This window comes from Streptomyces sp. 12E, from assembly GCF_055633275.1.
Window position 1 is genome coordinate 5366398 of the sequence record NZ_JBVNCJ010000001.1, and the last position, 25852, is coordinate 5392249.

General features: G+C 73.6%; 22 protein-coding genes. 13 read left to right on the plus strand and 9 right to left on the minus strand.

The genetic code is table 11. The features are described 5' to 3' along the window. The first annotated feature begins 41 nt into the window (after positions 1–41). The 4 genes from ispG (at position 42) to ACZ8ZB_RS24860 (ending at position 4589) form a co-directional block, all read left to right on the plus strand. A complete protein-coding gene (gene ispG / locus ACZ8ZB_RS24845; RefSeq protein ID WP_470739844.1) occupies positions 42–1199 on the plus strand; it encodes a flavodoxin-dependent (E)-4-hydroxy-3-methylbut-2-enyl-diphosphate synthase in 1158 nt (385 codons plus the stop codon). A gap of 135 nt (positions 1200–1334) precedes the next feature. Further along, a complete protein-coding gene (locus ACZ8ZB_RS24850) occupies positions 1335–2183 on the plus strand; it encodes a GNAT family N-acetyltransferase (RefSeq protein ID WP_470739845.1) in 849 nt (282 codons plus the stop codon). Positions 2184–2226: 43 nt separating this feature from the next. Then, positions 2227–2793 (plus strand): GNAT family N-acetyltransferase, encoded by a 567-nt coding sequence (locus ACZ8ZB_RS24855; protein ID WP_470739846.1) that lies wholly within the window; start codon positions 2227–2229, stop codon positions 2791–2793. Between the two features lie 95 nt (positions 2794–2888). Continuing rightward, positions 2889–4589: a proline--tRNA ligase gene (locus ACZ8ZB_RS24860; RefSeq protein WP_470739847.1), complete on the plus strand. Its 1701-nt coding sequence runs from the start codon at positions 2889–2891 to the stop codon at positions 4587–4589. On the opposite strand, the gene ACZ8ZB_RS24865 is transcribed toward ACZ8ZB_RS24860, so the two are convergent. The 4 genes from ACZ8ZB_RS24865 to ACZ8ZB_RS24880 all read right to left on the minus strand — a co-directional run bounded on the left by ACZ8ZB_RS24865 (position 4579) and on the right by ACZ8ZB_RS24880 (position 7355). Next, the gene (locus tag ACZ8ZB_RS24865; RefSeq protein WP_470739848.1) at positions 4579–5142 is read right to left on the minus strand and encodes a carboxymuconolactone decarboxylase family protein; all 564 of its coding nucleotides are present in this window, start codon (positions 5140–5142) and stop codon (positions 4579–4581) included. The two genes, ACZ8ZB_RS24860 and ACZ8ZB_RS24865, sit on opposite strands and share 11 nt — an antisense overlap. Positions 5143–5409: 267 nt before the next feature. Further along, a complete protein-coding gene (locus ACZ8ZB_RS24870; protein WP_470739849.1) occupies positions 5410–6315 on the minus strand; it encodes an aminoglycoside phosphotransferase family protein in 906 nt (301 codons plus the stop codon). 45 nt (positions 6316–6360) lie between these two features. After that, on the minus strand, positions 6361–6834 hold the full coding sequence (locus tag ACZ8ZB_RS24875) for a ferritin-like domain-containing protein (RefSeq protein WP_470739850.1): 474 nt from the start codon (positions 6832–6834) through the stop codon (positions 6361–6363). Continuing rightward, positions 6831–7355: a hypothetical protein gene (locus ACZ8ZB_RS24880; RefSeq protein ID WP_470739851.1), complete on the minus strand. Its 525-nt coding sequence runs from the start codon at positions 7353–7355 to the stop codon at positions 6831–6833. The genes ACZ8ZB_RS24875 and ACZ8ZB_RS24880 overlap by 4 nt, the downstream gene beginning before the upstream one ends. A 206-nt stretch (positions 7356–7561) precedes the next feature. Here ACZ8ZB_RS24880 and rimP point away from each other — a divergent pair, with 206 nt between their 5' ends. The 9 genes from rimP to ACZ8ZB_RS24925 all read left to right on the plus strand — a co-directional run bounded on the left by rimP (position 7562) and on the right by ACZ8ZB_RS24925 (position 19831). Continuing rightward, positions 7562–8062, plus strand: a complete 501-nt coding sequence (gene rimP / locus ACZ8ZB_RS24885) for a ribosome maturation factor RimP (protein WP_470739852.1) — start codon at positions 7562–7564, stop codon at positions 8060–8062. Between the two features lie 2 nt (positions 8063–8064). Beyond that, a complete protein-coding gene (nusA, locus tag ACZ8ZB_RS24890; protein ID WP_030834503.1) occupies positions 8065–9051 on the plus strand; it encodes a transcription termination factor NusA in 987 nt (328 codons plus the stop codon). A 102-nt stretch (positions 9052–9153) separates the two neighbouring features. Beyond that, the gene (locus ACZ8ZB_RS24895; RefSeq protein WP_470739853.1) at positions 9154–9435 is read left to right on the plus strand and encodes a YlxR family protein; all 282 of its coding nucleotides are present in this window, start codon (positions 9154–9156) and stop codon (positions 9433–9435) included. A gap of 185 nt (positions 9436–9620) precedes the next feature. Then, positions 9621–12689 (plus strand): translation initiation factor IF-2, encoded by a 3069-nt coding sequence (gene infB / locus ACZ8ZB_RS24900; protein ID WP_470739854.1) that lies wholly within the window; start codon positions 9621–9623, stop codon positions 12687–12689. A gap of 203 nt (positions 12690–12892) precedes the next feature. After that, positions 12893–13186: a DUF503 domain-containing protein gene (locus tag ACZ8ZB_RS24905; RefSeq protein WP_470739855.1), complete on the plus strand. Its 294-nt coding sequence runs from the start codon at positions 12893–12895 to the stop codon at positions 13184–13186. A gap of 49 nt (positions 13187–13235) precedes the next feature. Beyond that, positions 13236–13685, plus strand: coding sequence for a 30S ribosome-binding factor RbfA (rbfA, locus tag ACZ8ZB_RS24910; RefSeq protein ID WP_470739856.1), 450 nt, complete (start codon positions 13236–13238; stop codon positions 13683–13685). Beyond that, on the plus strand, positions 13682–14587 hold the full coding sequence (gene truB / locus ACZ8ZB_RS24915; RefSeq protein WP_470739857.1) for a tRNA pseudouridine(55) synthase TruB: 906 nt from the start codon (positions 13682–13684) through the stop codon (positions 14585–14587). Before rbfA ends, truB begins: the two co-directional genes overlap by 4 nt. A 246-nt stretch (positions 14588–14833) precedes the next feature. Then, the gene (locus ACZ8ZB_RS24920) at positions 14834–18736 is read left to right on the plus strand and encodes a trypsin-like peptidase domain-containing protein (protein WP_470739858.1); all 3903 of its coding nucleotides are present in this window, start codon (positions 14834–14836) and stop codon (positions 18734–18736) included. 141 nt (positions 18737–18877) lie between these two features. Beyond that, positions 18878–19831, plus strand: a complete 954-nt coding sequence (locus tag ACZ8ZB_RS24925; protein ID WP_470739859.1) for a bifunctional riboflavin kinase/FAD synthetase — start codon at positions 18878–18880, stop codon at positions 19829–19831. A gap of 4 nt (positions 19832–19835) precedes the next feature. On the opposite strand, the gene ACZ8ZB_RS24930 is transcribed toward ACZ8ZB_RS24925, so the two are convergent. The 5 genes from ACZ8ZB_RS24930 to ACZ8ZB_RS24950 are packed head-to-tail and all read right to left on the minus strand — an operon-like array spanning position 19836 to position 25774. Continuing rightward, positions 19836–20825, minus strand: a complete 990-nt coding sequence (locus ACZ8ZB_RS24930) for an oligopeptide/dipeptide ABC transporter ATP-binding protein (protein ID WP_470739860.1) — start codon at positions 20823–20825, stop codon at positions 19836–19838. Then, positions 20822–21928: an ABC transporter ATP-binding protein gene (locus ACZ8ZB_RS24935; RefSeq protein ID WP_470739861.1), complete on the minus strand. Its 1107-nt coding sequence runs from the start codon at positions 21926–21928 to the stop codon at positions 20822–20824. The genes ACZ8ZB_RS24930 and ACZ8ZB_RS24935 overlap by 4 nt, the downstream gene beginning before the upstream one ends. Next, entirely contained in the window at positions 21925–22839 is a 915-nt protein-coding gene (locus tag ACZ8ZB_RS24940; RefSeq protein ID WP_470739862.1) for an ABC transporter permease, read from the minus strand. The genes ACZ8ZB_RS24935 and ACZ8ZB_RS24940 overlap by 4 nt, the downstream gene beginning before the upstream one ends. Next, complete coding sequence (locus ACZ8ZB_RS24945; RefSeq protein WP_470739863.1) at positions 22836–23894, minus strand: ABC transporter permease; 1059 nt, start codon at positions 23892–23894, stop codon at positions 22836–22838. The genes ACZ8ZB_RS24940 and ACZ8ZB_RS24945 overlap by 4 nt, the downstream gene beginning before the upstream one ends. 17 nt (positions 23895–23911) lie before the next feature. Then, positions 23912–25774 carry an ABC transporter substrate-binding protein gene (locus ACZ8ZB_RS24950; protein ID WP_470739864.1) on the minus strand — a complete coding sequence of 621 codons (1863 nt, stop codon included), beginning with the start codon at positions 25772–25774 and terminating at the stop codon, positions 23912–23914. Positions 25775–25852: the final 78 nt, after the last annotated feature.

Genomic DNA, 25852 nt, shown 5'->3' on the forward strand with positions numbered 1-25852 from the left:
GGGAGCCGGACCTTGATCCACGACTTGGGGTTGCACAGCAGATGACTGCGATTTCTCTCGGCATGCCGTCCGTTCCGACCAAGCTCGCCGAGCGCCGGAAGAGCCGGCAGATCCAGGTCGGATCCGTGGCGGTGGGCGGGGACGCCCCGGTGTCCGTGCAGTCGATGACGACGACCCGCACGTCCGACATCGGCGCGACCCTCCAGCAGATCGCCGAGCTCACCGCGTCCGGCTGCCAGATCGTGCGTGTGGCCTGCCCCACGCAGGACGACGCCGACGCCCTCCCGGTGATCGCGAAGAAGTCGCAGATCCCGGTGATCGCCGACATCCACTTCCAGCCCAAGTACGTCTTCGCGGCCATCGAGGCCGGCTGCGCGGCGGTCCGCGTCAACCCCGGCAACATCAAGCAGTTCGACGACAAGGTCAAGGAGATCGCCAAGGCGGCCAAGGACCACGGCACCCCGATCCGCATCGGCGTGAACGCCGGCTCGCTGGACCGGCGCCTGCTCCAGAAGTACGGCAAGGCGACCCCCGAGGCGCTGGCCGAGTCCGCCCTGTGGGAGGCGTCCCTCTTCGAGGAGCACGACTTCCGGGACATCAAGATCTCCGTCAAGCACAACGACCCGGTCGTCATGGTCGAGGCGTACCGGCAGCTCGCCGCCCAGTGCGACTACCCCCTCCACCTCGGCGTCACCGAGGCCGGCCCCGCCTTCCAGGGCACCATCAAGTCGGCCGTCGCCTTCGGCGCGCTGCTCTCCCAGGGCATCGGCGACACCATCCGCGTCTCGCTGTCGGCCCCGCCGGTCGAGGAGATCAAGGTCGGCATCCAGATCCTGGAGTCGCTGAACCTGCGCCAGCGCGGCCTGGAGATCGTCTCCTGCCCGTCCTGCGGCCGCGCCCAGGTCGACGTCTACAAGCTCGCCGAGGAGGTCACCGCCGGCCTCACCGGCATGGAGGTGCCGCTGCGGGTGGCCGTCATGGGCTGTGTGGTCAACGGCCCCGGCGAGGCCCGCGAGGCCGACCTCGGCGTCGCCTCCGGCAACGGCAAGGGCCAGATCTTCGTGAAGGGCGAGGTCATCAAGACCGTGCCCGAGTCGAAGATCGTGGAGACGCTGATCGAGGAGGCGATGAAGATCGCCGAGGAGATGGAGAAGGACGGCGTGACGTCGGGCGAGCCGCAGATCTCGGTGGCCGGCTGACGACGTCGTCCGGCCCGTCCGGCCTCCGGGGCGGGGCCGGTACCGGACCGGAGCGGGGTCCGGGGGCGGCGTCCCCCGGATTCCGCGGGTACAGTGCGGAGAAATCAGCAGACCCCCGTGTGTGAGGCCCCGCGCGTGTTGACGCAGACCACATCCCGGGTCCTCGAGCCGAGCGACCTGGACGCCGCACTCGCCGTACTCGACCGCGAGCCGGTCGCGAACGCCTTCGTGACGGCCCGCGTCCGGATCGCGGGCCTGGACCCGTGGCGGCTCGGCGGCGAGATGTGGGGCTGGTACGAGGGGGGCGTCCTGACCTCCCTGTGCTACGCCGGAGCCAACCTGGTGCCCATCTGCGCCACCCCCCGGGCCGTCCGCGCCTTCGCCGACCGTGCCCGCCGGGCCGGCCGCCGCTGCTCCTCCGTCGTCGGCCCGGCCGAGCCCACCGCCGCGCTCTGGCGGCTGCTCGAACCCCAGTGGGGCCCGGCCCGCGAGGTCCGCGCCCACCAGCCCCTCATGGTCACCGACCGCATGTCCGACGTCATAGCCCCGGACCCCTTCGTCCGCCGCGTCCGCAAGGACGAACTGGAGGCGGTCATGCCGGCGTGCGTGGCGATGTTCACCGAGGAGGTCGGCGTCTCCCCGCTGGCCGGCGACGGCGGCCTGCTCTACCAGGCCCGGGTCGCCGAACTCGTCGGCGCCGGCCGCTCCTTCGCCCGCTTCGACGCCGACGGCAAGGTCGTCTTCAAGGCCGAGATCGGCGCCGCGACCGACCGCGCCTGCCAGATCCAGGGCGTCTGGGTGGCCCCCGAGCACCGGGGGAAGGGCGTCGCCGCACCCGGTATGGCGGCCGTCCTCCGTTACGCCCTGACGGAGATAGCCCCCGTGGCGAGCCTCTACGTCAACGACTTCAACACGCCCGCCCGCAGGACCTACGAGAAGGTGGGCTTCCAGGAAGTCGGCGCCTTCATGAGCGTGCTGTTCTGACGGGGCACGCCCCGCGCTCCCCCCGGCCTGTAGTCTCCCCGGCATGCTGAGCTTTCCCGGTCACGGCCGCTCCCACCCCGACGACATCGTGATCGGCCCCCTCGACCTCCCCGGCCACGTCGACGAGGCGCTTGCGGTGCAGGCGGTGGCGTTCGGGCTCGGTCCCGACGAGGTGGCCGTACGCCGGCAGATCGTGCTGCGCCACATGACCTTCCCCGGCGCCCGCGCCTTCGGCGCCACCGTCAAGGGCCGCCTGGTCGGCTTCGTCTACGGCATGCCCAACGACCGCACCCACTGGTGGTCCACCGTCGTCGAGCCCTATCTGCGCGCCCGGGGCCACGACGACTGGCTCGACGACTCCTTCGTCATCACCGAGCTGCACGTCCACCCCCGGTACCAGAAGCACGGCATCGGCCGCGCCCTGATCACCACGATCACCGACGGCGCCGAGCAGCCCCGCTCCATCCTCTCCGCCATCGACGTCGAGAGCCCGGCCCGGCACCTGTACCGCTCGCTCGGCTACCAGGACCTCGCCCGCCAGGTCCACTTCCCCAGCGCCGTCAAGCCGTACGCCGTCATGGGCGCCCCGCTGCCGCTCCCCCGCGGATAGCGGACGGCGGACGGCGGACAATCGATTTCCGCCGCCGCGTCCCGCCCGGCTAACCTCCCTGTCATCCACCCAGACGCAGCAGGAGTACGAGAACCATGGCGAACGCACCGGTCCAGCGCATGTCCCAGTTGATGGCGAAGACGCTGCGCGACGACCCGGCGGACGCCGAGGTCCTCAGCCACAAGCTTCTCGTCCGGGCCGGCTACGTGCGCCGCACCGCCGCCGGCATCTGGACCTGGCTGCCCCTCGGCAAGAAGGTCCTCGCCAACGTCGAGCGCATCGTCCGCGAGGAGATGGACGCCATCGGCGCCCAGGAGGTGCTGCTCCCCGCCCTGCTGCCGCGTGAGCCCTACGAGGCGACCGGCCGCTGGGACGAGTACGGCCCCGAGCTGTTCCGCCTCCAGGACCGCAAGGGCGGCGACTACCTCCTGGGACCCACCCACGAGGAGATCTTCACCCTGATGGTGAAGGACCAGGCGTCCTCCTACAAGGACCTGCCGGTGATCCTCTACCAGATCCAGACCAAGTTCCGGGACGAGGCCCGCCCCCGCGCCGGCATCCTGCGCGGCCGCGAGTTCCTGATGAAGGACTCCTACTCCTTCGACCTGGAGGACGAGGGCCTGGCGAAGTCGTACGCCCTGCACCGCCAGGCGTACCAGAAGGTCTTCGAGCGCCTCGGCCTCGACTACCGCATCTGCGCGGCCACCGCCGGCGCCATGGGCGGCTCCAAGTCCGAGGAGTTCCTGGCCCCCGCGGAAGCCGGCGAGGACACCTTCGCGGACTGCCCGAACTGCGACTTCGCAGCGAACACCGAGGCGATCGCCTACGAGCTGAAGCCGGTCGACGCCGCCGGTGTCCCGGCCGCCGAGGACATCCCCACCCCCGGCACCCCGACCATCGATACCCTCGCCGCCTCGCTCGGCGTCGAGGCCTCGGCCACGCTGAAGAACCTGCTGGTCAAGGTCGACGGCGAGATCGTCGCCGTGGGCGTCCCCGGCGACCGCGAGGTCGACATGGACAAGGTCGAGGCGCACTTCGCCCCGGCCGCCGTGGAGATGGTCACCGAGGCCGACTTCATCGCCCGTCCCGACCTGGTGCGCGGCTACGTCGGCCCGCAGGGCCTGGACAAGGTGAAGTACGTCGCCGACCCGCGCGTGGCGCCGGGCACCGCCTGGATCACGGGCGCCAACAAGGCCGACACGCACGCGAAGAACGTGGTCGCGGGCCGTGACTTCGAGGTCGACGAGTACGTGGACGTCGTGGTGGTGCAGGAGGGCGACCCGTGCCCCAAGTGCGGCACCGGCCTCAAGCTCGACCGCGCCATCGAGATCGGTCACATCTTCCAGCTGGGCCGCAAGTACGCCGACGCCCTCAAGCTCGACGTGCTGGGCCAGAACGGCAAGCCGGTCCGCGTCACCATGGGCTCCTACGGCATCGGCGTCTCCCGCGCGGTGGCGGCGCTCGCCGAGCAGACCGCCGACGACAAGGGCCTGTGCTGGCCGGCGGAGGTCGCCCCGGCCGACGTCCACGTGGTCGCCGCGGGCAAGGCCCTCCAGACCGAGCTGGCCCTGGACGTCTCCGGGAAGCTGTCCGCCGCGGGCCTGCGCGTCCTGGTCGACGACCGCCCCGGCGTCTCCCCGGGCGTGAAGTTCACCGACTCGGAGCTGATCGGCGTCCCGTGGATCCTGGTCGCGGGCCGCCGCGCCGCCGAGGGCGTCGTCGAGCTCAAGGACCGCCGCAGCGGCGAGCGCGAGGAGCTCACGGTCGACGAGGCGGTCGCCCGCCTCACGGCGTAACGGCGTCACGGGCCCGTGCCGGCAACCGGCCGCACGGGCCCCGGGTCCCACCCGGCCCGTCCCACTTCCACGGGTCGGTGAACGACCGGCCGGGCACCGGCTTGGCGACGAGCGCGACGGCCGTGAAGAAGTCGACCTGACCGATCGCGAACACCAGAGTGGCGGACGCCTTCGGCTCGTAGTGCCCGGCCGCCTCGGCGTACAGCGCGTCGGGGACCCGCTCGCCGTCCGCGGACGGCTGGAGCACGGCCTCCACGAGGGCCGGCGCGGCCCGCTCGGCACCGGTGAAGTACGGCGAGTCCCACCAGGACGCCATCGGGGCGATCCGCTTCTCCGACTGCCCGGTCTTGCGCAGGACGGCCAGGCAGGTGCTGTCGGCGATCTGGCCGGCGCGCAGCCGGACCGGACTGATCGTGGAGCGTGGCACCGGCCCGTTGCCGGTGACCCCGAACAGCGCCGCCGACACCTCCGCCGGCTCGGGAACGAGCTCCGCGGGGTCCTCGGCCACCCGCGGAACCGTCGGGTTCTCCGCCGCGATCGAACGCGTCGCCATTTCCGTCTCCTCCGGACCGGTTCACCTGCTGACACCGACCTGACGGATCGCGAAGGAGAGGTCCGACGGAGCCCGCGGACCGGGAACCGGCCCAGGGGGCGTCGTTCGGATCAGGCCGGCTCCGGTGAGCGGTGACCCGCCGTCGAGCCGAGCGGGGTCCGGCGGCGGGGCGACCTCCCGTGCAGGGGGACCCCCCGTCCGAGCGAAGCCGGGCGTGGGGGAGCGGTGCCGGGGTCCGCGGCCTCGACGAGGTCCGAACGGCGCCTCTCAGAGCCAGCTCGCGAACTCCAGGAGGAGCTCCGCGTCCTGCTCCCGGCCCACGCGGCGGGCCCGCACCCCCGACTCCACCGCCCGGAACAGCGTCCACCCCCGCAGCCGCTCCCGGTCGACCTCCAGCGACTCCGCCAGGCGCTTCACCCGCCGCCGCGTCGTCGTCGCCCCCGACGTCTGCGCGATGAGGTCCTCCACCCGGTCCCGCACCAGCCGGGCCAGATCGAACGCGTGCTCACCGACCACCGGATCCGGCCCCACCGCCAGCCACGGCGTCCGCTCCCCCGACAGCACCTTGCTCTGCCGGAACGTGCCGTGCAGCAGCCGCTGCTCGGGCGGCGCCGCCAACAGCTCCTCGCGGGCCGTCAGCGCGGCCTCCACCAGCGGAGCCACCTCCGGGTCGGCCACCGCGCTCGCCCGCATCGCCCGGGCCTGCCGCCCCGTCCGCTCGGCCACCGTCTCGAAGCCGTGCCCCTCCGGGGGGTCCACCCAGAGCCGGCGCAGCGTTCCCGCCGCCTCCAGCAACGCCTTCGCCTCCGGCAGCGACCGCACCGACACGTCCGGGTGCAACCGCTCCAGCAGCAGCACCCCCTCGGTCGCCCCCGGGGCCGTCTCCAGCAGCCGGACCGCTCCCCGGCCGTCCCAGTGGGCCAGCGCGGCCCGCTCGCTCCCCGGGCGCGCCCGGGGCGGCGCCAGCTTCAGCACGGCGGGCGTCCCGTCGGCCGTCCGCACCAGCACGACCAGGCTGCTGCGCCCGCCCGGCACCTGCACCCGCTCCACGGCCAACTCGCGCCGTGCGACGGCCTCGCGCGCCGTCTCCGGCAGCCTCTCCAGCCAGTCGTCACCCTCGGGCGCCGTCTCACGGAGCGCCCGCACCAGACGCTTCGGCGGTTCGAAAACCATGCGCGAGTCGTTCCCTTCCTGCCGTACGCGGTGCCCGCCGCCCCGTCACGCCGTCGGCGCCGGGGTCCCCGAAGCCGTGCCGCCCCGCTCGGCGAGCCCAGGGAAGGCTACGCTCTCGCCGCTCCAGCGCGCCGACCGCACCGCCGCCTCCCGCATCGCCTCGGCGGCCCCCCGCCGCTGCTCGCCCCCGCTCGCGCGCACCAGGTCGGCGTACACCCCGGCCACCCTGTCCTCCAGCTCCGCCGCCAGCCGGACCGCCGCCGCGGCGTCCGGCACCGGGAACGGCAGCGCGTACCCCGCGGCGGCGGCGACGGGCGCGCCCCCCGCGTCCTTCACCGCGCGCACCAGCGCGTCCCTGCGCGCCCGGTGCGCGTCGTACGCCGTCCGTGCCTCGGTGCGCCGGCTCGCGCCGATCCGGCCGCCGACGACCCCGTAGCCGTACACCGCCGCGTGCTCCGCCGCCAGGGCGGCCTGCAGGGCCCGCAGCTCCCGGTCCTTCGCCTCGCGCGACTCGCTCACCCTCGTGCCTCCGTCAGCAGGTACGCGTGCGCCGCGCCGGCCGCCGCCACCGAGGCCAGCAGCCGGGCCAGCTCGCCCGGCGCGTCGAGGAGCGCCTTCGCGCGCCGGTCGGCGATCTCCCGCTCGGCGGCGGCGAGTCGGGCGAGGGCGTCCTTCTCCTTCGTGGGCACGGCGGCCGGCGGGGAGGCCGGGGGCGAGCCCGCCCCGGACGACGGCGAGGGCTCCGCCGTGCCCCCGAACGCCTCCGCGTGCCGTACGACCTCCGCGCGCAGCGGACGCAGCCGCTTCGCCAGCTTCGGATGCGCGGCCGCGACCGCGTCGTACCGCGCGGCCAGCTCCCTGCTGTCCCGGGCCGCACGCGCGCGTTCCCGGTCGGCGGCCGAGGCACGGCTGCCGGCGGAGGCGCCGGAGTCCTCGGACCCGGCGGAACAGCCCGCCACCAGCAGGGCCGTCGGGGCGACGGTGAGCAGACTCCTTCTGCGCGGCCCCGAACGGGCGCGCGGAGACGGGGGGAACGACACGGCAGACGTCCTCGGGGGCTCGTACGAACACAGCGACGAAGGGAGGGGCCGGGGGCCCGTGATCACCGTACCCGTGCGCCCGCGCGCGGGTGCTCAGCGGCACCCTCCGTGACCGGGTGGACAGCAACACCCTCCGCGACCGGATACCCTTTGACCAGACACGCGCACCGTCCCACAACAGCACACGCGGCCGAGGAGTCACCCGGATGAGCACCACCCAGAGCGAGAGGCTTCGAGAACTTCTGGAGCCGCTCGTCAGCTCCCAGGGCCTGGACCTCGAAGAGATCGCCGTGGACGCGGTCGGCCGCAAGCGTGTGCTGCGCGTCGTCGTCGACTCCGAGACCGGAGCGGACCTCGACCGGGTCGCCGATGTGAGCCGCGCGCTCTCGGCGAAGCTCGACGAGACGGACGCGATGGGCGGCGGGGAGTACACCCTCGAGGTCGGAACCCCGGGCGCGGAGCGCCCCCTCACCGAACACCGGCACTACGTGCGCGCCACCGGCCGCCTGGTCCGGTTCCAGCTGGCCGAGGGCGGCGAACTGGTCGCCAGGATCGTCGAGGCGGACGACGACGGCCTCGACCTCGAGGTGCCCGGAGTGAAGGGCCGCAAGGCCACCGCACGTCGGCTCGCCTTCGACGACATCACCCGGGCGCGCGTCCAGGTCGAGTTCAACCGCAAGGACAACGAGAAGGAAGAGGAGGCGTAATCGTGGACATCGACATGAGTGCACTTCGGCTCTTGGTCAGGGAGAAGGAGATCTCCCTCGACCTGCTGGTCGAAGCGATCGAATCGGCCCTCCTCATCGCCTATCACCGCACCGAGGGAAGCCGCCGGCACGCGCGCGTGGAGCTCAACCGGGAGACCGGGCATGTGACCGTGTGGGCGAAGGAGGACCCCGAGGACCTCGAGGAGGGCCAGGAGGCCCGCGCGTTCGACGACACCCCGTCCGGCTTCGGCCGTATCGCCGCCACCACGGCCAAGCAGGTCATCCTGCAGCGCCTGCGCGACGCCGAGGACGACGCGACGCTCGGCGAGTACGCCGGCCGCGAGGGCGACATCGTCACCGGAGTGGTCCAGCAGGGCCGCGACCCGAAGAACGTGCTGGTCGACATCGGCAAGCTGGAGGCCATCCTGCCGGTGCAGGAGCAGGTGCCCGGCGAGACCTATCCGCACGGCATGCGGCTGCGCAGCTACGTCGTCCGGGTGGCCAAGGGCGTGCGCGGCCCGTCCGTCACCCTGTCGCGCACCCACCCCAACCTGGTGAAGAAGCTCTTCGCCCTGGAGGTGCCGGAGATCGCCGACGGCTCCGTCGAGATCTCCGCGATCGCCCGCGAGGCCGGCCACCGCACCAAGATCGCCGTACGCTCCACCCGTTCGGGCCTGAACGCCAAGGGCGCCTGCATCGGCCCCATGGGCGGCCGGGTGCGCAACGTCATGGGCGAGCTGAACGGTGAGAAGATCGACATCGTCGACTGGTCCGACGACCCGGCCGAGATGGTGGCGAACGCGCTGTCACCGGCCCGGGTCTCCAAGGTGGACATCGTCGACATGGCCGCCAGGTCCGCCCGGGTCACCGTGCCGGACTACCAGCTGTCCCTGGCGATCGGCAAGGAGGGGCAGAACGCCCGCCTCGCCGCCCGGCTGACCGGCTGGCGGATCGACATCCGGCCGGACACGGAACAGGCCGGGGAATAGATCCAAGCCGCAGGTCGCTGAGATCACGACAGCTTTGCGCACGGCAAGTGTTCGATTCTTGCCCCAAAGGGGTGAGGTCGGCGCGGGGAGGTAGACTGAGGAGTGTCTGGCCGGACACGTGCTGGCGTATGCCCCGAGCGCACCTGCGTGGGGTGCCGGGAGCGAGCGGTCAAGAGCGAGCTGCTGCGGGTCGCGGTGATCGAGGACGTGTGCGTCCCCGATCCTCGCGGTACGCTGCCCGGCCGGGGTGCGTATCTGCATCCCGTCCCGGTCTGTCTCGACCAGGCAGTGCGCCGCAGGGCGTTCCCGCGGGCGCTCCGCGTCACGGGACCGCTCGACGTAAAGGCGTTGCGCCACTACGTCGAGCAGGCACAAGGTTGCTGAGCAGCGGCATCACGCCGGCTGGGCAGGCAACACGTAAGAACATGCCGCACGGAAGTTCCCGTGCGGTCTGGTACCTCGCGAGTCGAAAGCAGGTCGAGATTGCGATGAGCACTCGATGAGTACGCGATGAGTACGCCCATGAACTAGCGACGGTCCGGACGCAACCCGGACCTCAGAGGAGCGAAGTGGCTAAGGTCCGGGTCTACGAACTCGCCAAGGAGTTCGGTGTGGAGAGCAAGGTCGTCATGGCCAAGCTCCAGGAACTCGGTGAATTCGTCCGTTCGGCGTCTTCGACCATCGAAGCGCCCGTAGTACGCAAGCTGACCGACGCCTTCCAGCAGGGCGGGGGCAACGGCAAGTCCGCCGCGAAGCCCGGCGCGCCCCGCAAGGCGGCCCCCAGGCCCGCCGCGCCGTCCCCGGCGCAGGCGGCCCGTCCGGGTCCGGCCGCCCCGAAGCCGCCGGCCGCACCCAAGCCCGCCGCGGCCCAGCCGCCGGCGGCTCCGTCCGCTCCGTCGGCGCCCGCGCCGGCGGCCTCCGGTCAGCGTCCGACGCCGGGCCCGCGCCCCGCGCCGCGTCCGGCTCCGGCGGCCCCGGAGTTCCAGGCCCCGCCCGCGGCGGCGCCGGCGCCGGCGCCGTCCGGTCCGAAGCCCGGTGGCGCGCGTCCCGGTGCCCCCAAGCCCGGCGGTCGTCCCGCCGGTCAGGGTCAGGGGCAGGGCGGCCAGGGCGGTCAGGGCCGTCCCGCCGGTCAGGGCCAGCGTCCCGGTGGCGGCGCACCGCGTCCGGGCGGTCGCCCGGCCGGTCCGCGTCCCGGTAACAACCCCTTCACCTCCGGTGGCTCCACCGGCATGGCCCGTCCGCAGGCTCCGCGCCCGCAGGGCGGCGCGCGTCCCGGTCCGGGTGGTCCCGGCGGCGCCGGTCCCCGTCCGCAGGCCCCCGGTGGCCAGGGCGGCGGTCCGCGTCCGCAGGCTCCGGGCGGGCAGCGCCCGACCCCGGGCTCGATGCCGCGTCCGCAGGGCGGTCCCCGTCCCGGCGGCGGCCCCGGCGGTCCGCGTCCGAACCCCGGCATGATGCCGCAGCGTCCCGCTGCCGGCCCGCGTCCCGGCGGTGGCCCCGGCGGCCGCGGTCCGGGCGGTGCGGGTCGTCCCGGCGGCGCCGGCCGTCCCGGCGGCGGCGGCTTCGCCGGCCGTCCCGGCGGCGGTGGCGGTGCCGGCCGTCCCGGTGGCGGCGGCGGCTTCGCCGGCCGTCCCGGTGGTGGCGGCGGCTTCGCCGGCGGCGGTGGCCGTCCCGGCTTCGGCGGCCGTCCCGGTGGTCCCGGTGGCCGTGGTGGCACGCAGGGCGCCTTCGGTCGTCCCGGCGGTCCCGCGCGTCGCGGCCGCAAGTCGAAGCGGCAGAGGCGCCAGGAGTACGAGGCCATGCAGGCCCCGTCGGTCGGCGGCGTGATGCTGCCCCGCGGCAACGGCGAGACCATTCGCCTGTCGCGCGGTGCCTCGCTCACCGACTTCGCGGAGAAGATCAACGCCAACCCGGCGTCGCTCGTCGCGGTCATGATGAACCTCGGCGAGATGGTCACCGCGACCCAGTCCGTCTCCGACGAGACGCTCCAGCTCCTCGCCGGCGAGATGAACTACACGGTTCAGATCGTCAGCCCGGAGGAGGAGGACCGCGAGCTGCTCGAGTCCTTCGACCTGGAGTTCGGCGAGGACGAGGGCGACGAGGAGGACCTGGTGGTCCGCCCGCCGGTCGTCACCGTCATGGGTCACGTCGACCACGGAAAGACCCGACTGCTCGACGCCATCCGCAAGACGAACGTCATCGCGGGCGAGGCCGGCGGCATCACCCAGCACATCGGTGCCTACCAGGTCGCGACCGAGGTCAACGAAGAAGAGCGCAAGATCACCTTCATCGACACCCCGGGTCACGAGGCGTTCACCGCCATGCGTGCCCGTGGTGCGCGCTCGACCGACATCGCGATCCTGGTCGTCGCGGCCAACGACGGCGTCATGCCGCAGACGGTCGAGGCGCTCAACCACGCGAAGGCGGCCGACGTGCCGATCGTCGTCGCGGTCAACAAGATCGACGTCGAGGGCGCCGACCCGACCAAGGTGCGCGGTCAGCTGACCGAGTACGGCCTGGTGGCCGAGGAGTACGGCGGCGACACCATGTTCGTCGACATCTCCGCCAAGCAGGGTCTGCACATCGACAGCCTCCTCGAGGCCGTCATCCTCACCGCGGACGCCTCGCTCGACCTGCGGGCCAACCCCACGCAGGACGCGCAGGGCATCTCGATCGAGTCCCGGCTCGACCGCGGCCGCGGTGCCGTGGCGACCGTCCTCGTCCAGCGAGGCACGCTGCGGGTCGGCGACACGATGGTGGTGGGCGACGCCTACGGCCGCGTGCGCGCCATGCTCGACGACAACGGCAACAACGTCGCCGAGGCGGGCCCGTCGACGCCGGTCCAGGTCCTGGGCCTGACCAACGTCCCGGGTGCGGGCGACAACTTCATCGTCGTGGACGAGGACCGTACGGCCCGTCAGATCGCCGAGAAGCGCGCCGCCCGTGAGCGCAACGCCGCGTTCGCCAAGCGCACGCGCCGCGTGTCGCTGGAGGACCTGGACAAGGTGCTCAAGGCCGGCGAGGTCCAGCAGCTGAACCTGATCATCAAGGGTGACGCCTCCGGTTCGGTCGAGGCCCTCGAGTCCTCGCTGCTCCAGCTGGACGTCGGCGAAGAGGTCGACATCCGCGTCCTGCACCGCGGCGTCGGTGCGGTCACGGAGTCCGACATCGACCTGGCGATGGGCTCCGACGCCATCGTGATCGGCTTCAACGTGCGCGCCGCCGGGCGTGCCGCGCAGATGGCCGAGCGCGAGGGCGTGGACGTCCGGTACTACTCGGTCATCTACCAGGCGATCGAGGAGATCGAGGCGGCCCTCAAGGGCATGCTCAAGCCGGAGTACGAAGAGGTCGAGCTCGGCACGGCGGAGATCCGCGAGGTCTTCCGCTCGTCCAAGCTGGGCAACATCGCGGGTGTGCTCATCCGCTCCGGAGAGGTCAGGCGCAACACCAAGGCGCGCCTGCTGCGCGATGGCAAGGTCATCGCGGAGAACCTCAACATCGAGGGTCTGCGCCGCTTCAAGGACGACGTCACCGAGATTCGCGAAGGCTACGAGGGCGGTATCAACCTCGGGAACTTCAACGACATCAAGGTCGACGACGTCATCGCGACGTACGAGATGCGCGAGAAGCCGCGGGCGTAACACCCCACGGTGCACACCGGCCGGCGGGATCCATCCGGGTCCCGCCGGCCGGCGCGTGTGTGCGGAGGCGCCCGGCGGCGCGGCCGACCGGGCGCAATATCCGTCGATCGCCGCGTCCCCTTCGTTGTACGGTTCTGGTGTCCCCGCCCACCACGGACGGCGGGGCCACCGATCCCGTGCCGGCGGGTGAACCGGTTGCACACATGTATGTGGGGACACTGTCCTTCGACCTCCTCCTCGGCGACGTGCACTCGCTGAAGGAGAAGCGCTCCGTCGTCCGCCCGATCGTCGCCGAGCTCCAGCGCAAGTACGCGGTGAGCGCGGCCGAGGTGGATCACATGGACCTCCATCGCAGGGCGGTCGTCGGCCTGGCCATGGTGTCCGGCGACGCGGCGCACCTGACCGACGTGCTGGACCGCTGCGAGCGGCTGGTCGCCGGGCGCCCGGAGGTGGAACTGCTGTCCGTCAGGCGGCGCTTCCACGGCGAAGACGACTGACGATCACAGCCCAGAGATACGCAGACAGGAAAGAACGGGAGACGGACCAGTGGCCGACAACGCGCGGGCGAAAAGGCTGGCGGACCTCATCCGAGAGGTGGTTGCCCAGAAGCTGCAGCGCGGGATCAAGGACCCGCGGCTCGGCTCGCACGTCACCATCACGGACACCCGGGTCACGGGTGACCTCAGGGAGGCGACCGTCTTCTACACGGTGTACGGGGACGAGGAGGAGCGCAAGGCCGCCGCGGCGGGCCTGGAGAGCGCCAAGGGCGTCCTGCGCTCCGAGGTGGGCCGGGCGGCGGGCGTGAAGTTCACCCCGACCCTGGCCTTCGTCATGGACGCGCTCCCGGACACGGCACGCACCATCGAGGACCTCCTCGACAAGGCGCGCGAGTCCGACGCGAAGGTGCGCGAGGCGTCCGCGGGCGCCACGTACGCCGGCGATGCCGACCCGTACCGCAAGCCGGAAGACGACGAGACGGACGACACCGCCGAATGACCCAGAAGCACACCACGCCCGACGGCCTCGTCATCGTCGACAAGCCGTCGGGCTTCACTTCGCACGACGTGGTCGCCAAGATGCGCGGCATCGCGCGCACCCGGCGCGTCGGCCACGCCGGCACCCTCGACCCGATGGCGACGGGCGTCCTCGTCCTCGGCGTCGAGAGGGCGACCAAGCTCCTCGGCCACCTCGCGCTGACCGAGAAGGAGTACCTGGGCACCATCCGGCTCGGGCAGAACACGCTCACCGACGACGCCGAGGGGGAGATCACCTCCTCCACCGACGCCTCCGCGGTCACCCGCGAGGCCGTCGACGCCGGCGTCGCCGCGCTGACCGGAGACATCATGCAGGTGCCGTCCAAGGTCAGCGCCATCAAGATCAACGGGGTGCGCTCCTACAAGCGGGCCCGGGAGGGCGAGGAGTTCGACATCCCCGCCCGGCCGGTCACCGTCTCCTCGTTCTCCGTCTACGACGTCCGGGAGGCGGTCGCCGGGGACGGCACCCCGGTACTGGACCTTGTGGTGTCGGTCGTCTGCTCCTCCGGCACCTACATCCGCGCCCTCGCCCGCGACCTGGGCGCCGGCCTGGAGGTCGGCGGGCACCTCACCGCGCTGCGCCGGACCCGCGTCGGCCCGTACAAGCTGGACTCCGCGAAGACGCTGGACCAGCTCCAGCAGGAGCTGACGGTGATGCCGATCGCCGAGGCCGCCACGGCCGCGTTCCCGCGCTGGGACGTCGACGGCCGGCGGGCCAGGCTGCTCACCAACGGGGTGCGGCTCGAGATGCCCGAGGAGTACGCCGGCTCCGGAGCCGTGGCCGTGTTCGGCCCCGAGAGCCGGTTCCTGGCGCTCGTCGAGGAACAGCGGGGCAAGGCCAGGAGCCTGGCCGTCTTCGGCTGACCGCCGCCGCGGGTCCGCCCGTGGAGCGGCGTCATATGACGCACATGACGCCGCTCCACGGCCCCCCTCGGTTCCCCCACCCCTAGGGTTATCCATCCACCCCCGCCTGTTCACCCGTAAGTGCGGGCGCTCGGAGTGAACCGGGGGAGCGGAAGGGGGCGCGTTCACCGGGTGATCTGTCCCGCTGATCATCCCGGCCCTACTGTCGCAGCCGAGGGCACGGATGCGCGACGGGAGGCTTCGACGATGCCGTCCCCCTACGAACCCCGTCACGAACGGGACACGCCGGACGGGACTCCGGGCCCGTGCGACGTCCTGGTCCGCCTGCACGACCTCGCCGGCCGGCCGCGCGGGACCGGCTTCGTGGCCGACCACCACGGCACGGTGCTCACCAGTCACGAGGCGGTCGACGGTCTGTCCCGGCTCGTGCTGCGCGCGGCGGCCGGCCGCCAGTGCGTGGTGACCGCGGACGCGGTGACCCCACTGCCCGCGCTCGGCCTGGCCCTGGTCCGCAGCGAGGGGCTCGGCGTCGCACCGCTGCCGGTCACCGCGCGGCGCACCGTCCGGCCCGGCACCTATGTGCGGATCGCCGCCGGCGGCTGGCGCGGGGCGCGCGTGCTGGGCACGAGACCCGTGACCTACACCGCCACCGACCGCACGTACCCCCTCGGCGGCGCCCTGGAGCTGGCGGTCGGCACCGCGGGCCGGGACGCGTTGCGGCTCGGCGGCGGAGCCGCCGGCGGCCCGGTGCTCGACGCCACCACCAACGCCGTGCTGGGCGTCCTCGGCACCGCGCTCCGCGCGGACGACCGCGACGGGGGCTTCGCCGTACCGCTGCCGCCCGCGGCCCGTGCCGAGGGCCCGCTCGCCGGGCTGCTGGCCGAGAACGCGGCGACGGTCCCGGCCCACGGAGCCGATCTCAACCTCGCCGGGGTGGTGCGGCTCACGGCCGTCCCGGCCGGAGGGGACGGGCCGGCCGGTGCCGTGGACCCCGTCGGCCGGCCCGCCGTACTGGCGGAGTTCGCCGCGTTCGAGCGGGGCGAGGCGGCGGTGCTGGGGCTGGTCGGCCCGCCCGGCAGCGGTCGTACGACGCAGCTCGAGGCGCTCGCCGCCCGCCGGCACCGCGCGGGGCGGCCCACGCTCCGGCTGCGCGGCGCCGACGTGAGGGAGGGCGACGGCTCGGTCGCCGACGCCGCCCGCCGGGCACTGGACCGGGCCGCCGCCGTCGTCGCCGCCTCCCGCGCCCCGTTCCCGGCCGGCCCGGACGCCCTCGGCGACGTGAGCCCGGAGCACCTGGCCGGACTCGCCCGCACGGCCGGCCACCCCCTGCTGCTCCTCCTCGACGGCCCCGAGGAGGCGGCGCTCTCCCACCCGGCCGGGTGGACCGCCGGGACCGTGCGGTGGCTGCGGGCGACGGGGGCCCGGCTGGTGGTGGCGTGCCGGGCGGAGCACTGGGAGGAGACGGGGTTCCCGGAAGAGTTGCTGCACGCCGGCGCGCCCCGCCCCGTCGGGCTCCCCGCCTGTGTGGTCCTCGGCGACCTCACCGCCGAGGAGGCCCGCGAGGCGCGCGCCCGTCACGGCATCCCCGAAGGCACGGTCGCCGACGCCGACGCCCGCCACCCCCTGACCCTGCGGATGCTCGCGGAGGTCCGGGCCGCCCTCGGCGACACCGCCCCCGACGTCCCCGTCGACCGGGACGACGTCTTCTCGGCCCACCTGGACCTGGTGTGCCTGCGGATCGCCGTCCGCCTCGCCGACGGGAGCGGGATCCGCGGCACCGCCGTACGCCGGCTCGCAGCCAAGGTCGCCGGACAGGTGCACGAGGCCGCCCGGCGCAGCCTCGGCACGGGTGAGCTGGACCGGGAGGCGTTCGAGGCGGTGTTCCCCCGGGGGCCCGCCCCCGGCCGGCTCGGCGGCGGCACCGGCTGGGCCTCGGCCGTCCTCGCCGAAGGGCTCCTCGTCCCGGCCGGGGCGACCGGCCACCGGTTCGCGGACGAGGAGCTGGCCGACTGGCTCCACGGCACCCACCTGGACGTGGACGACGCCCTGCGCGCCCTGGTCCACACCGCCCCCGCCGCCCCGGCCGCCCATGACGGCCGTACTCCGCGGCCCGCCGCCGCCCCCGGTGACGGGGGTGACGCGGAGGACCTTCTTCCGGTGCCCGGCCGCAGGACCGGTGCGGCTGACGGACGTCGGGCCGTGCGGGCCGCTTCCGGCGGCGGGGACGCCGCGGAGGGTCTTCTCCCGCTGCCCGGTCGCCGGGCCGACCCGGCCGCCGGCCGTCGTGCTCTGCCCGCTGTCGCTCTCGACCCCTGGACCGTCGCCGGCCCCGACCCCTGGGCCGTCGCCGACACCGGCCACCGGCCTGCCGACGACGGCCTCCTGCCGACGGGGTCCGTCGGCCGCGACGGCGCGGCGGCCGGCGCCCACCCGGGACTCGCCGCCGAGGACGGTGGGGCCGGCGCGGCCGTCGGACGTCCGGTACCGCCCGCCGCCGGTCCCGACGCACGGGCGCGGTCCGCGGCCGGCCTCCGTCTCCCACCGGCCGGCCGCCGGACCGCCCCCGACGCCGAAGCCGCCCCTCCGGCCGTCGCCCCCGTCCCGCACCACCGCCTCGGCGTCGTCGTCGAGGCCCTGCTGTTCCTCGCACGGCGGCACGGGAGCCGGGCGCTCTCCTCACGGCTCACGGACCTGGTGCACGCCCTCGACGCCGCTCCGGGTTCCTGGTGGGCCGCCCGCCTGCTCCGCGGAACCCTCGCGCGCGTGACCGACGCGACGCCGTACACGGACGTGCTGCGGCTGCTGGCCGACCGTCTCGTGGCCTGGCGGGAGCAGCGGCGGGACGTGCCGCCGGAGCTGGGGCCCGCCTTCTGGACCGCTCTCCGGCTGCCGCTGGAGACGCGCTGCGCGCTGCTGCGCCGGCTTGTCCACGCCGACGGCCCCCCGTGCGAGAACGGGCCCCGCTTCCTCGACGCCGCCGCCCGGCTGCTCGCCGCCGACCCCGTTGCCGTACCGCCGTACCTCGTCCGCTGGTTCGAGGACGAGCGGCCGCTGCCCGCCACCCCGCACGCCACCGTGGCGACCGCCGCGCAGGCGCTGCTGTACACCCACCGGCAGGCGGCCCCGGACGCGCTGACGGAGGCGCTCGCCGACAGCGGGCACCGGCGGGCCGACCAGCTGCTCACGGTGCTGACGGAGGAGGAGCCCGCCGTGATGTGCAGGGCCGTCGACCGGTGGGCGAAGGACGAACGGCCCGCCCGCCGGGCCACGGCCGTCACCCACGGACTGCGGGTCGCGCCGTACGCGCGCGACGACGCCGACCGGACCCTGCTGCGGTACGCGGCGCTCGCCGTCCTCGTCCGCACCGCCGACCGCGATCTGCACGGCGGCGCCCTCGCCCTCCTGGTCCGCGACCCGAACAGCAGGGACCGCCACCTCCCACGGGCCCTGGAGCGCTTCAGGGCCGGCGATCCCCACCTCCCGCCGAGCGCGCTCACCCCCGCCCTCGACACCCACCCGGAGCCCGTCCTCGACGCCTTCCGGACCAGGCTCGGCGAGGGTGCGGACGAGGCGTTCCGCGCCCTCGCCGACGCGGCCCCGCCCGCCCTGGTCCGCCCGGTCGCCGCACTCGTGCGGGAGGCGGTGGAGCGGCGCCCCGAGCTCACGGGGCACGTGGCCGCGTACGCCGAGGGGAGGCTGGAGCGGGGCCCGGCCGCCCGTGCCGCGCTGAGGAGCCTGCTCACCGGCCTGCTCGACGGCGGCCCGCAACCGCTCCGGGTGGCCCTCGCCGGTGTCCTCGCCGGCCCCGGGACACCTGACTCCCGTCCGCTGCGCCGCGAACTGCTGGACACCCTGCTCGCCCGCGAGTCCGACGCCTCCGTCCTGGAGGCGGTGCTGCGCGCCGCGGCCCGGAACACCGGCCCCGAACCGCGCGTCCTCGTCCACCGCACCGGGCTGCTCCTCGCCCGCACCGCGGAGGGCGCCGCCCGCTTCGACCGCTGCCTGGCCGACCTGGCCCGTCACGTGCCGGGCTTCGCCGCCGCCCTGACCGGCTGGCTGACGGACGCCCCACACGAGTGGGCCGCGCTGACCGGGCCCGCCATCCGCAGGACGATCGAGGACCCGGCCGGCGCGGACGCCCCCGCCTGACCCCGCCCGGCACGTGCACCCCGTCACACAGGTCCCATGCCGATGCGGGCCCCCGGCATGCGGCATGGCACCCTTAGAGCTGCGCAGGGAAGTCCGTGGACTCGGGTTCGTTCGACGAGGTTTCGACAAGGAGCAGGCACAGTGCAGCGCTGGCGTGGCTTGGAGGACATCCCCCAGGACTGGGGGCGCAGCGTCGTCACCATCGGCTCCTACGACGGTGTCCACCGCGGACACCAGCTGATCATCCGGCATGCCGTGGACCGGGCCCGGGACCTCGGCGTCCCCGCCGTCGTCGTGACCTTCGACCCGCACCCCAGCGAGGTCGTCCGCCCCGGCAGCCACCCCCCGCTGCTCGCCCCGCACCACCGGCGCGCCGAGCTCATGGCCGGCCTCGGCGTCGACGCGGTCCTCGTCCTGCCCTTCACCACCGAGTTCTCGAAGCTGTCCGCCGCCGACTTCGTCGTCAAGGTCCTGGTCGACAAGCTGCACGCCAAGGCGGTCGTCGAGGGCCCCAACTTCCGCTTCGGCCACAAGGCCGCGGGCACCGTGGAGTTCCTCGCCGAGCAGGGCGAGGTCTACGACTTCGACGTCGAGGTCGTCGACCTGTACGTGACCGGCGAGGCGGGCGGCGGCGAGCCGTTCTCCTCCACGCTCACCCGCCGCCTGGTCGCAGAGGGCGAGGTCGAGGGCGCCGCCGAGATCCTGGGCCGCCCGCACCGGGTGGAGGGCGTCGTCGTCCGGGGCGCCCAGCGCGGCCGCGACCTGGGCTTCCCCACGGCCAACGTCGAGACCCTCCCGCACACGGCGATCCCCGCCGACGGCGTCTACGCGGGCTGGCTGCACGCCCAGGGCGAGGCCATGCCGGCCGCGATCTCCGTCGGCACCAACCCCCAGTTCGACGGCACCGAGCGCACGGTCGAGGCGTACGCCGTCGACCGCGTCGGCCTCGATCTGTACGGGCTCCACGTCGCCGTCGACTTCCTGGCCTTCGTGCGCGGGCAGGCGAAGTTCGACACGCTGGAGGCGCTGCTGGAGCAGATGGCCGAGGACGTCGAGCGCTGCAAGGCCCTCGTGGCCGCGGCCGGGAGACCGTAGTCCGTCAGCCCTTCCCGGCGTGCGCCCAGTGGCACGCCACCTGGGCCGCGCCGCCCCCGTCGAGGATCTCCGGGTCCCGGTCCCGGCACGCCTCCGCCACGCCCGCCCGGTCCGCCCCGCCGTCCGCCAGGACCTGGCAGCGGGCGTGGAACCGGCACCCGGAGGGGACGCGGGACGGGTCCGGGGGCTCGCCTGTGAGGACCACCGGCTCGCCCGGCGCCTCGGGGAGGACCGACAGCAGGGCCCGGGTGTACGGGTGCCGGGGCGCCGTCAGGACCTGCTCCACCGGTCCGGTCTCCACGATCCGGCCCAGGTACATCACCGCGACCCGGTCGGCGATGTTCCAGGCCAGCCCCAGATCGTGCGTGACCACCAGCGCGGACAGGCCCAGCTCGGCGCGCAGCCGCAGCAGCAGGGCGAGGATCTCCCCGCGCACCGACGCGTCGAGGGAGGCCACCGGCTCGTCGGCGACGAGGAGCTCGGGTTCCAGCACCAGCGCGCCCGCGATCACCACGCGCTGCCGCTGACCGCCGGACAGCTCGTGCGGGCGGCGCAGGAAGAAGCGCTCCGGCGGGCGCAGCCCGGCCCGCGACAGGGCGTCGGCGACCACGGCCCGCTCGTCACCGCCGTGACCGTGGACGCGCAGCCCTTCGGCCACCGCGTCGTACACCGTGTGCCGCGGGTTGAGCGAGCCGCCGGGGTCCTGCAGCACCAGCTGCACACGCTTGCGGTACGCCTTCAGGGAACGGCCGGAGTACTCCAGCGGCCGCCCGTCGAAGGTGATCCGGCCCGCGGTCGGCTCGACCAGGCCCAGCAGGGCGCGGGCCAGCGTCGTCTTGCCGCAGCCCGACTCACCGACCAGGGCGACGATCTCGCCGGGACGGATGTCCAGGTGGACACCGTCCACGGCCCGGACGTCCGGGGCGCCACGCCGTCCCGGGAAGGCGATGCGCACGCCCTGGGCGCTGAGGAGGGGGGAGGTGGGGGTGGTCATGGGGTACTGGGCCTCTTTTCCTCCGGGACCCCCGGTTCGCCGGCCGCCGTACCGTGCCGGGGGTCCGGTCCGCCGGCCGCCTTGCCGTGCCGGGGGTCCGAGTCGTCGGCCCCCGTGTCCCGCAGGGGAACCGGCTCGTCGGCCGTCCTGTTCTCCGCGGTGACCCGTGCGCACGCCACCCGCCGGTCCGGCCCCGCGTCTGCCAGGAGTTGGTCCTCCGTGGTGCAGGAGTCCAGCGCCACCGGGCACCGTGGATGGAACGCGCAGCCCGACGGCAGCGCCGCCGGATCCGGAGGGTCGCCCGGCAGACCGCGCGGCGCGAAGCGCGCCGCCGGGTCGCCGATGCGCGGGAACGCGTCCGACAGCGCCCGGGCGTAGGGGTGGCGGGCGGCCTCGTACACCTCTCCCGCCGGGCCCTCCTCGACCACCCGGCCCGCGTACATCACCGCGAGCCGGTCGCACGTGCCGGCGAGCACCGCCAGATCGTGGCTGATCATGATCAGCCCGACGTCCTGGTCCGTGACCAGCCGCTCGATCAGCCGCAGGATCTGCGCCTGGACCATCACATCCAGCGCGGTCGTCGGTTCGTCGGCGATGATCAGCCGCGGATCACAGGCCAGTGCCATGGCGATCATGACGCGCTGCCGCTGCCCGCCGGACAGTTCGTGCGGGTGGGCCGTCGCACGGGCGGCCGGAAGACCGACCTGCTCCAGCAGTTCCCCGGTTCTCCTCCGGGCCCCGGCCGGGGTCGCCTTCCGGTGCAGCAGGACCGGCTCGGCGATCTGGTCGCCGATGCGCCGCACGGGGTTGAGGGAGTGCATCGCCCCCTGGAACACGATGGACGCCCCGGCCCACCGGACCGCCCGGACCCGGCCCCACCTCATGGCCAGTACGTCCTCGCCGTCCAGCAGGACCTCGCCGCCCACCCGGGTCCCCGCCGGCAGCAGCCGCAGCAGCGCCAGCGCCAGGGTGGACTTGCCGCAGCCCGACTCCCCGGCGATCCCCAGCTTGCGGCCCGCCTCCAGTCGCAGGTCCACCCCGCGCACGGCGGCCGTCCCGCCCGCGTACGTGACCGTCAGCCCCCTGACGTCGAGCAGACTCAACGGGACACCCCCAGCCTGGGGTCGAGGACGGACTCCACGGCCCGTCCGCACAGTGTGAACGCCAGCGCCACCAGGGCGATGGCGATGCCCGGCGGCACCAGGTACCACCAGTGCCCGGCGCTGACCGCGCCCGCCTCCCGGGCGTCCTGGAGCAGCCCGCCCCACGACACCACCGTCGGATCACCGAGCCCCAGGAAGGCCAGTGTCGCCTCCGCCAGGATCGCCGAGGAGATGATCAGCGTCGTCTGCGCCAGCACCAGCGGCATCACGTTGGGCAGCACGTGCCGGGACATGACGTGCCAGTGCCCGCCGCCCAGCGCCCGCGCCCGCTCGATGTACGGCCGGGTCTCCACCGCCAGTGTCTGCGCCCGCACCAGCCGGGCCGTCGTCGGCCAGGTCGTCACCCCGATCGCCACGACGACGGTCAGCAGCGAGCGGGACATCACCGTGGCCAGCGCGATCGCCAGCACCAGCGTCGGCATCACCAGGAACCAGTCGGTGATCCGCATCACCACCGTCGCGTACCAGCCCCGGAAGTGCCCCGCCGTCACCCCGATCACCGTGCCGATCGCCACCGACAGCACGGCCGCGAACAGTCCCACCAGCAGTGACACCCGTGCGCCCCAGATCACCAGGCCGAGCAGATTCCGTCCGAACCGGTCCGCTCCGAGGGGCAGTTCACCGCTCGGTCGCTCCATCGGGCTGCCCGGCGCGTCGGTCACGTCGGTCACGTCGGATCCGACGAGCAGCGGAGCGGCCAGGGCGAGCAGCACGAACAGCGCGAGCGTGGCCAGACCGAGGACACCGGCCCGGTGCGTGCGGTACTGCCGCCAGGAACGCGCGGCCGAGGCCCGGCGCCGCTGCCACGCCAGGGCGCGAGGGCGTGCGGCCGGCCGCTTCCCGGTCGTCATCGGCCCACCCGGGGGTCGAACAGCGGATAGATCAGATCGGCGAGCGTGTTCATCACGATCACCGCGGCGGCGAACACGAAGAACAGCCCCTGCACCAAGGGCAGATCGGGCACGCTCAGCGCCTGGTAGAACAGCCCGCCGAGGCCCGGCCAGGAGAAGACCGTCTCCACCAGGATCACACCGGCCACCGTCCGTCCGAGGTTGATGAAGATCAGTGTCACGGTCGGCAGCAGGGCGTTGGGCACCGCGTGCCGACGCCGTACCAGGTCGTCGCGCAGCCCCTTGGCGCGCGCGGTGGTCAGGTAGTCGCTGCCCATCTCGTCCAGCAGCGCCGACCGGGTCACCAGCAGGGTCTGCCCGTACTCCACGGCCACCAGCGTCATCACCGGCAGCACGAGGTGGTGCGCCACGTCCACGACGTACGCGAAGCCCTCCTCGCCGCCCGACTCCATGCCGCCGGTCGGGAACAGCCCGGGCAGCGGGCCGATCCCCACGGACAGCGTGACGATCAGCAGCAGCCCCAGCCAGAACGACGGCAGGGAGTGGAGAAGCAGCGCCAGCCCCGTGTGGAACCGGTCCCCGAACCGCCCGTGCCGCCACGCCGACCGGGCGCCGAGGACGATGCCGAGCGCCGTGTACAGCACGAAGGCGGTGCCGGTGAGCAGCAGTGTGTTCGGCAACGCCTCCGTGATCTTTTCGGCCACGGGCGCGTTGAACTGGTACGACGTCCCCAGATCACCGGTGAGCGCCTTGCCGCAGTAGTCGGCGAACTGCTGCCACAGCGGCAGGTCGAGACCGAACTGCTCCCGGTAGGCGGCCAGTTGTTCGGCCGACACCTGCCGGCCGCCGGTCATGGACTTCACCGGATCGCCGGGGATCAGCCGGAACAGGAAGAAGCTGGTGACGAGGACGGCGAGGAGGGACACGGCCGCGCCGGCCACCTTGCCCGCCACGTACCGGGGACAGGCGGTGGCGGCGCGGCCGCCGTCCGTCGGCGAACCGCCGGCGTCGCCCGTGCCCCCGCCTACGGGTGCGGATGTCGCGTCGGAGGTCATGGACGCCCGTTCGCCGTCTACTCGCGGTCCTCGGCCGTGGCCCGTCGCCGCATCGCCGCGAACGCCCCCAGCCCCGTGAGGACCACGACACCCGCGACGATCCCGATGACCACGCCCGTCGACGACGAACCACCGCCCGCGTCACCGGAGTCCGCGGGCACCGCCGACCACCAGCTCCAGTAGCCGTCCTGGCCGTAGATGTTGCCCGCCTTCGCAGGCATGGTGGTGATCGACTCGATCTGGTCCGTGCGGTACGCCTCGACCGCGTTCGGATACGCCATGACGTTCATGTACCCGAGGTCGTACAGCCGCGACTCCATCTGCTTGACGATGTCCGCCCGTTCGCCGGCGTCGTACTCGGCGAGCTGCCGGGCGTACAGCTCGTCGTACGTCTTGTCGCAGATGAAGTTGTCGGTCGCGCCGGTCTCCTCCGGGGTCGCCGGGAGCGCCGCACAGGTGTGGATGGACAGCACGAAATCGGGGTCCGGGTTGACCGACCAGCCGTCGAAGGCGAGGTCGTACTCACCGGCGAGCCAGGGATCGGTCACGTTGTCCAGGCAGTTGAGTCTCACCCCGATACCCAGGTCGCCCCACCACTCCTCGAGGTACTGGCCGACCGCCTTGTCGTTCGGGTCGGTGGCGTGGCACAGCACGCGGTAATCGAGCGGCTCGCCGTCCTTGCCGACCCGTTCGCCGTCGCCGTTCCTCCGGTACCCGGCCCGGTCGAGCAGCCGGGCCGCCTCCGCCGGGTCGTACGCCAGCTCCTGGTCGGCCGACGGTTCCCAGTAGTACTGCGGGAAACGGGGCGGGATGTAGCCGGCGCCCTCCACGGCGTGCCCCTGGAACACCTTGTCGATGATGGTCTTCCGGTCCACCGCCATGAACAGCGCGTTGCGCACCCGCCGGTCGAGCAGCGAGGGGTGACCGTCACCCATCCTCTCGCCGTTCTTCGCCCTGGCGCCCGGGTTGGTGGCCAGCGCGTAGAAGCGGCGCCCCGGCGCGTCGTTGACGCGGATGTTCTTCTCGCCCTTCAGCGAGTCCGCCTGGGCGGGCGTCAGGGACGGCGACCCGGCGACGAACGACACCTCGCCCTTGCGCAGCGCCGACACCGCGGCGTCCTGGTCCTTGTAGTAGCGGAAGACCAGCTCGTCGAACTCGGGCGCCCCGCGCCAGAAGTCCTTGTTGGCCTTCAGCCGCACATGGCTGTCCGCCTTGTAGCCGGTGAGGACGAACGGTCCGTTGCCGACGACGGGGAAGTCCTTGTCGTTGTTGAACTCGGAGTAGTCGCCGGCCTTCTCCCACACGTGCTTGGGCAGGATCGGCACGTCCAGCGCGGTCATCGTGGCCTGCGGCTTCTTCAGCTCGATGACCAGCCGGGTGGGGCTCGGCGCGGTGACCCTCTCGAAGTTGGCGACGTAGCTGCCGTTCGCGGTGGCGGCGCCGGGGTCGGACATCATCGTGTTGAACGTCCAGGCCGCGTCCTCGGCGGTGACCCGCTCGCCGTCCGACCACGTCGAGTCCGAGCGGATGGTGTACGTCCAGGTCAGCTTGTCCGGTGACGATTCCCACCGGGTGGCCAGGCCGGGGATGACGTGGTTGTCCTCGGGGTCGTAGTTCGTCAGGTACTCGTAGGTGAGCCGGTGGATGCTCGTGCTGAGCAGCCGTACCGCCAGGAACGGGCTGAGCGAGTCGACGCTCTGCGCCACCGCGACGGTCAGAACCTTGCCGCCGTCCTCGGCCGCCTGGGCCTGCTGCGGCGCCGGGTCGAGCGGGGCGGCGAGCCCGGCGCCGAGGACGAGCGCGGCGGCGCCGGCCGCCATGACGAGCCGGGCGCGGCCCGGGGTGCGGAGGTGACCGCCGTACTGATCGTTCGTTTCCATGGTCGCTGACCTCGCGTCATCGCTCGCACGGGAAGGACGGGCTGATCAGGTGGGTGATGAGTGTGTCTATCAGCGACC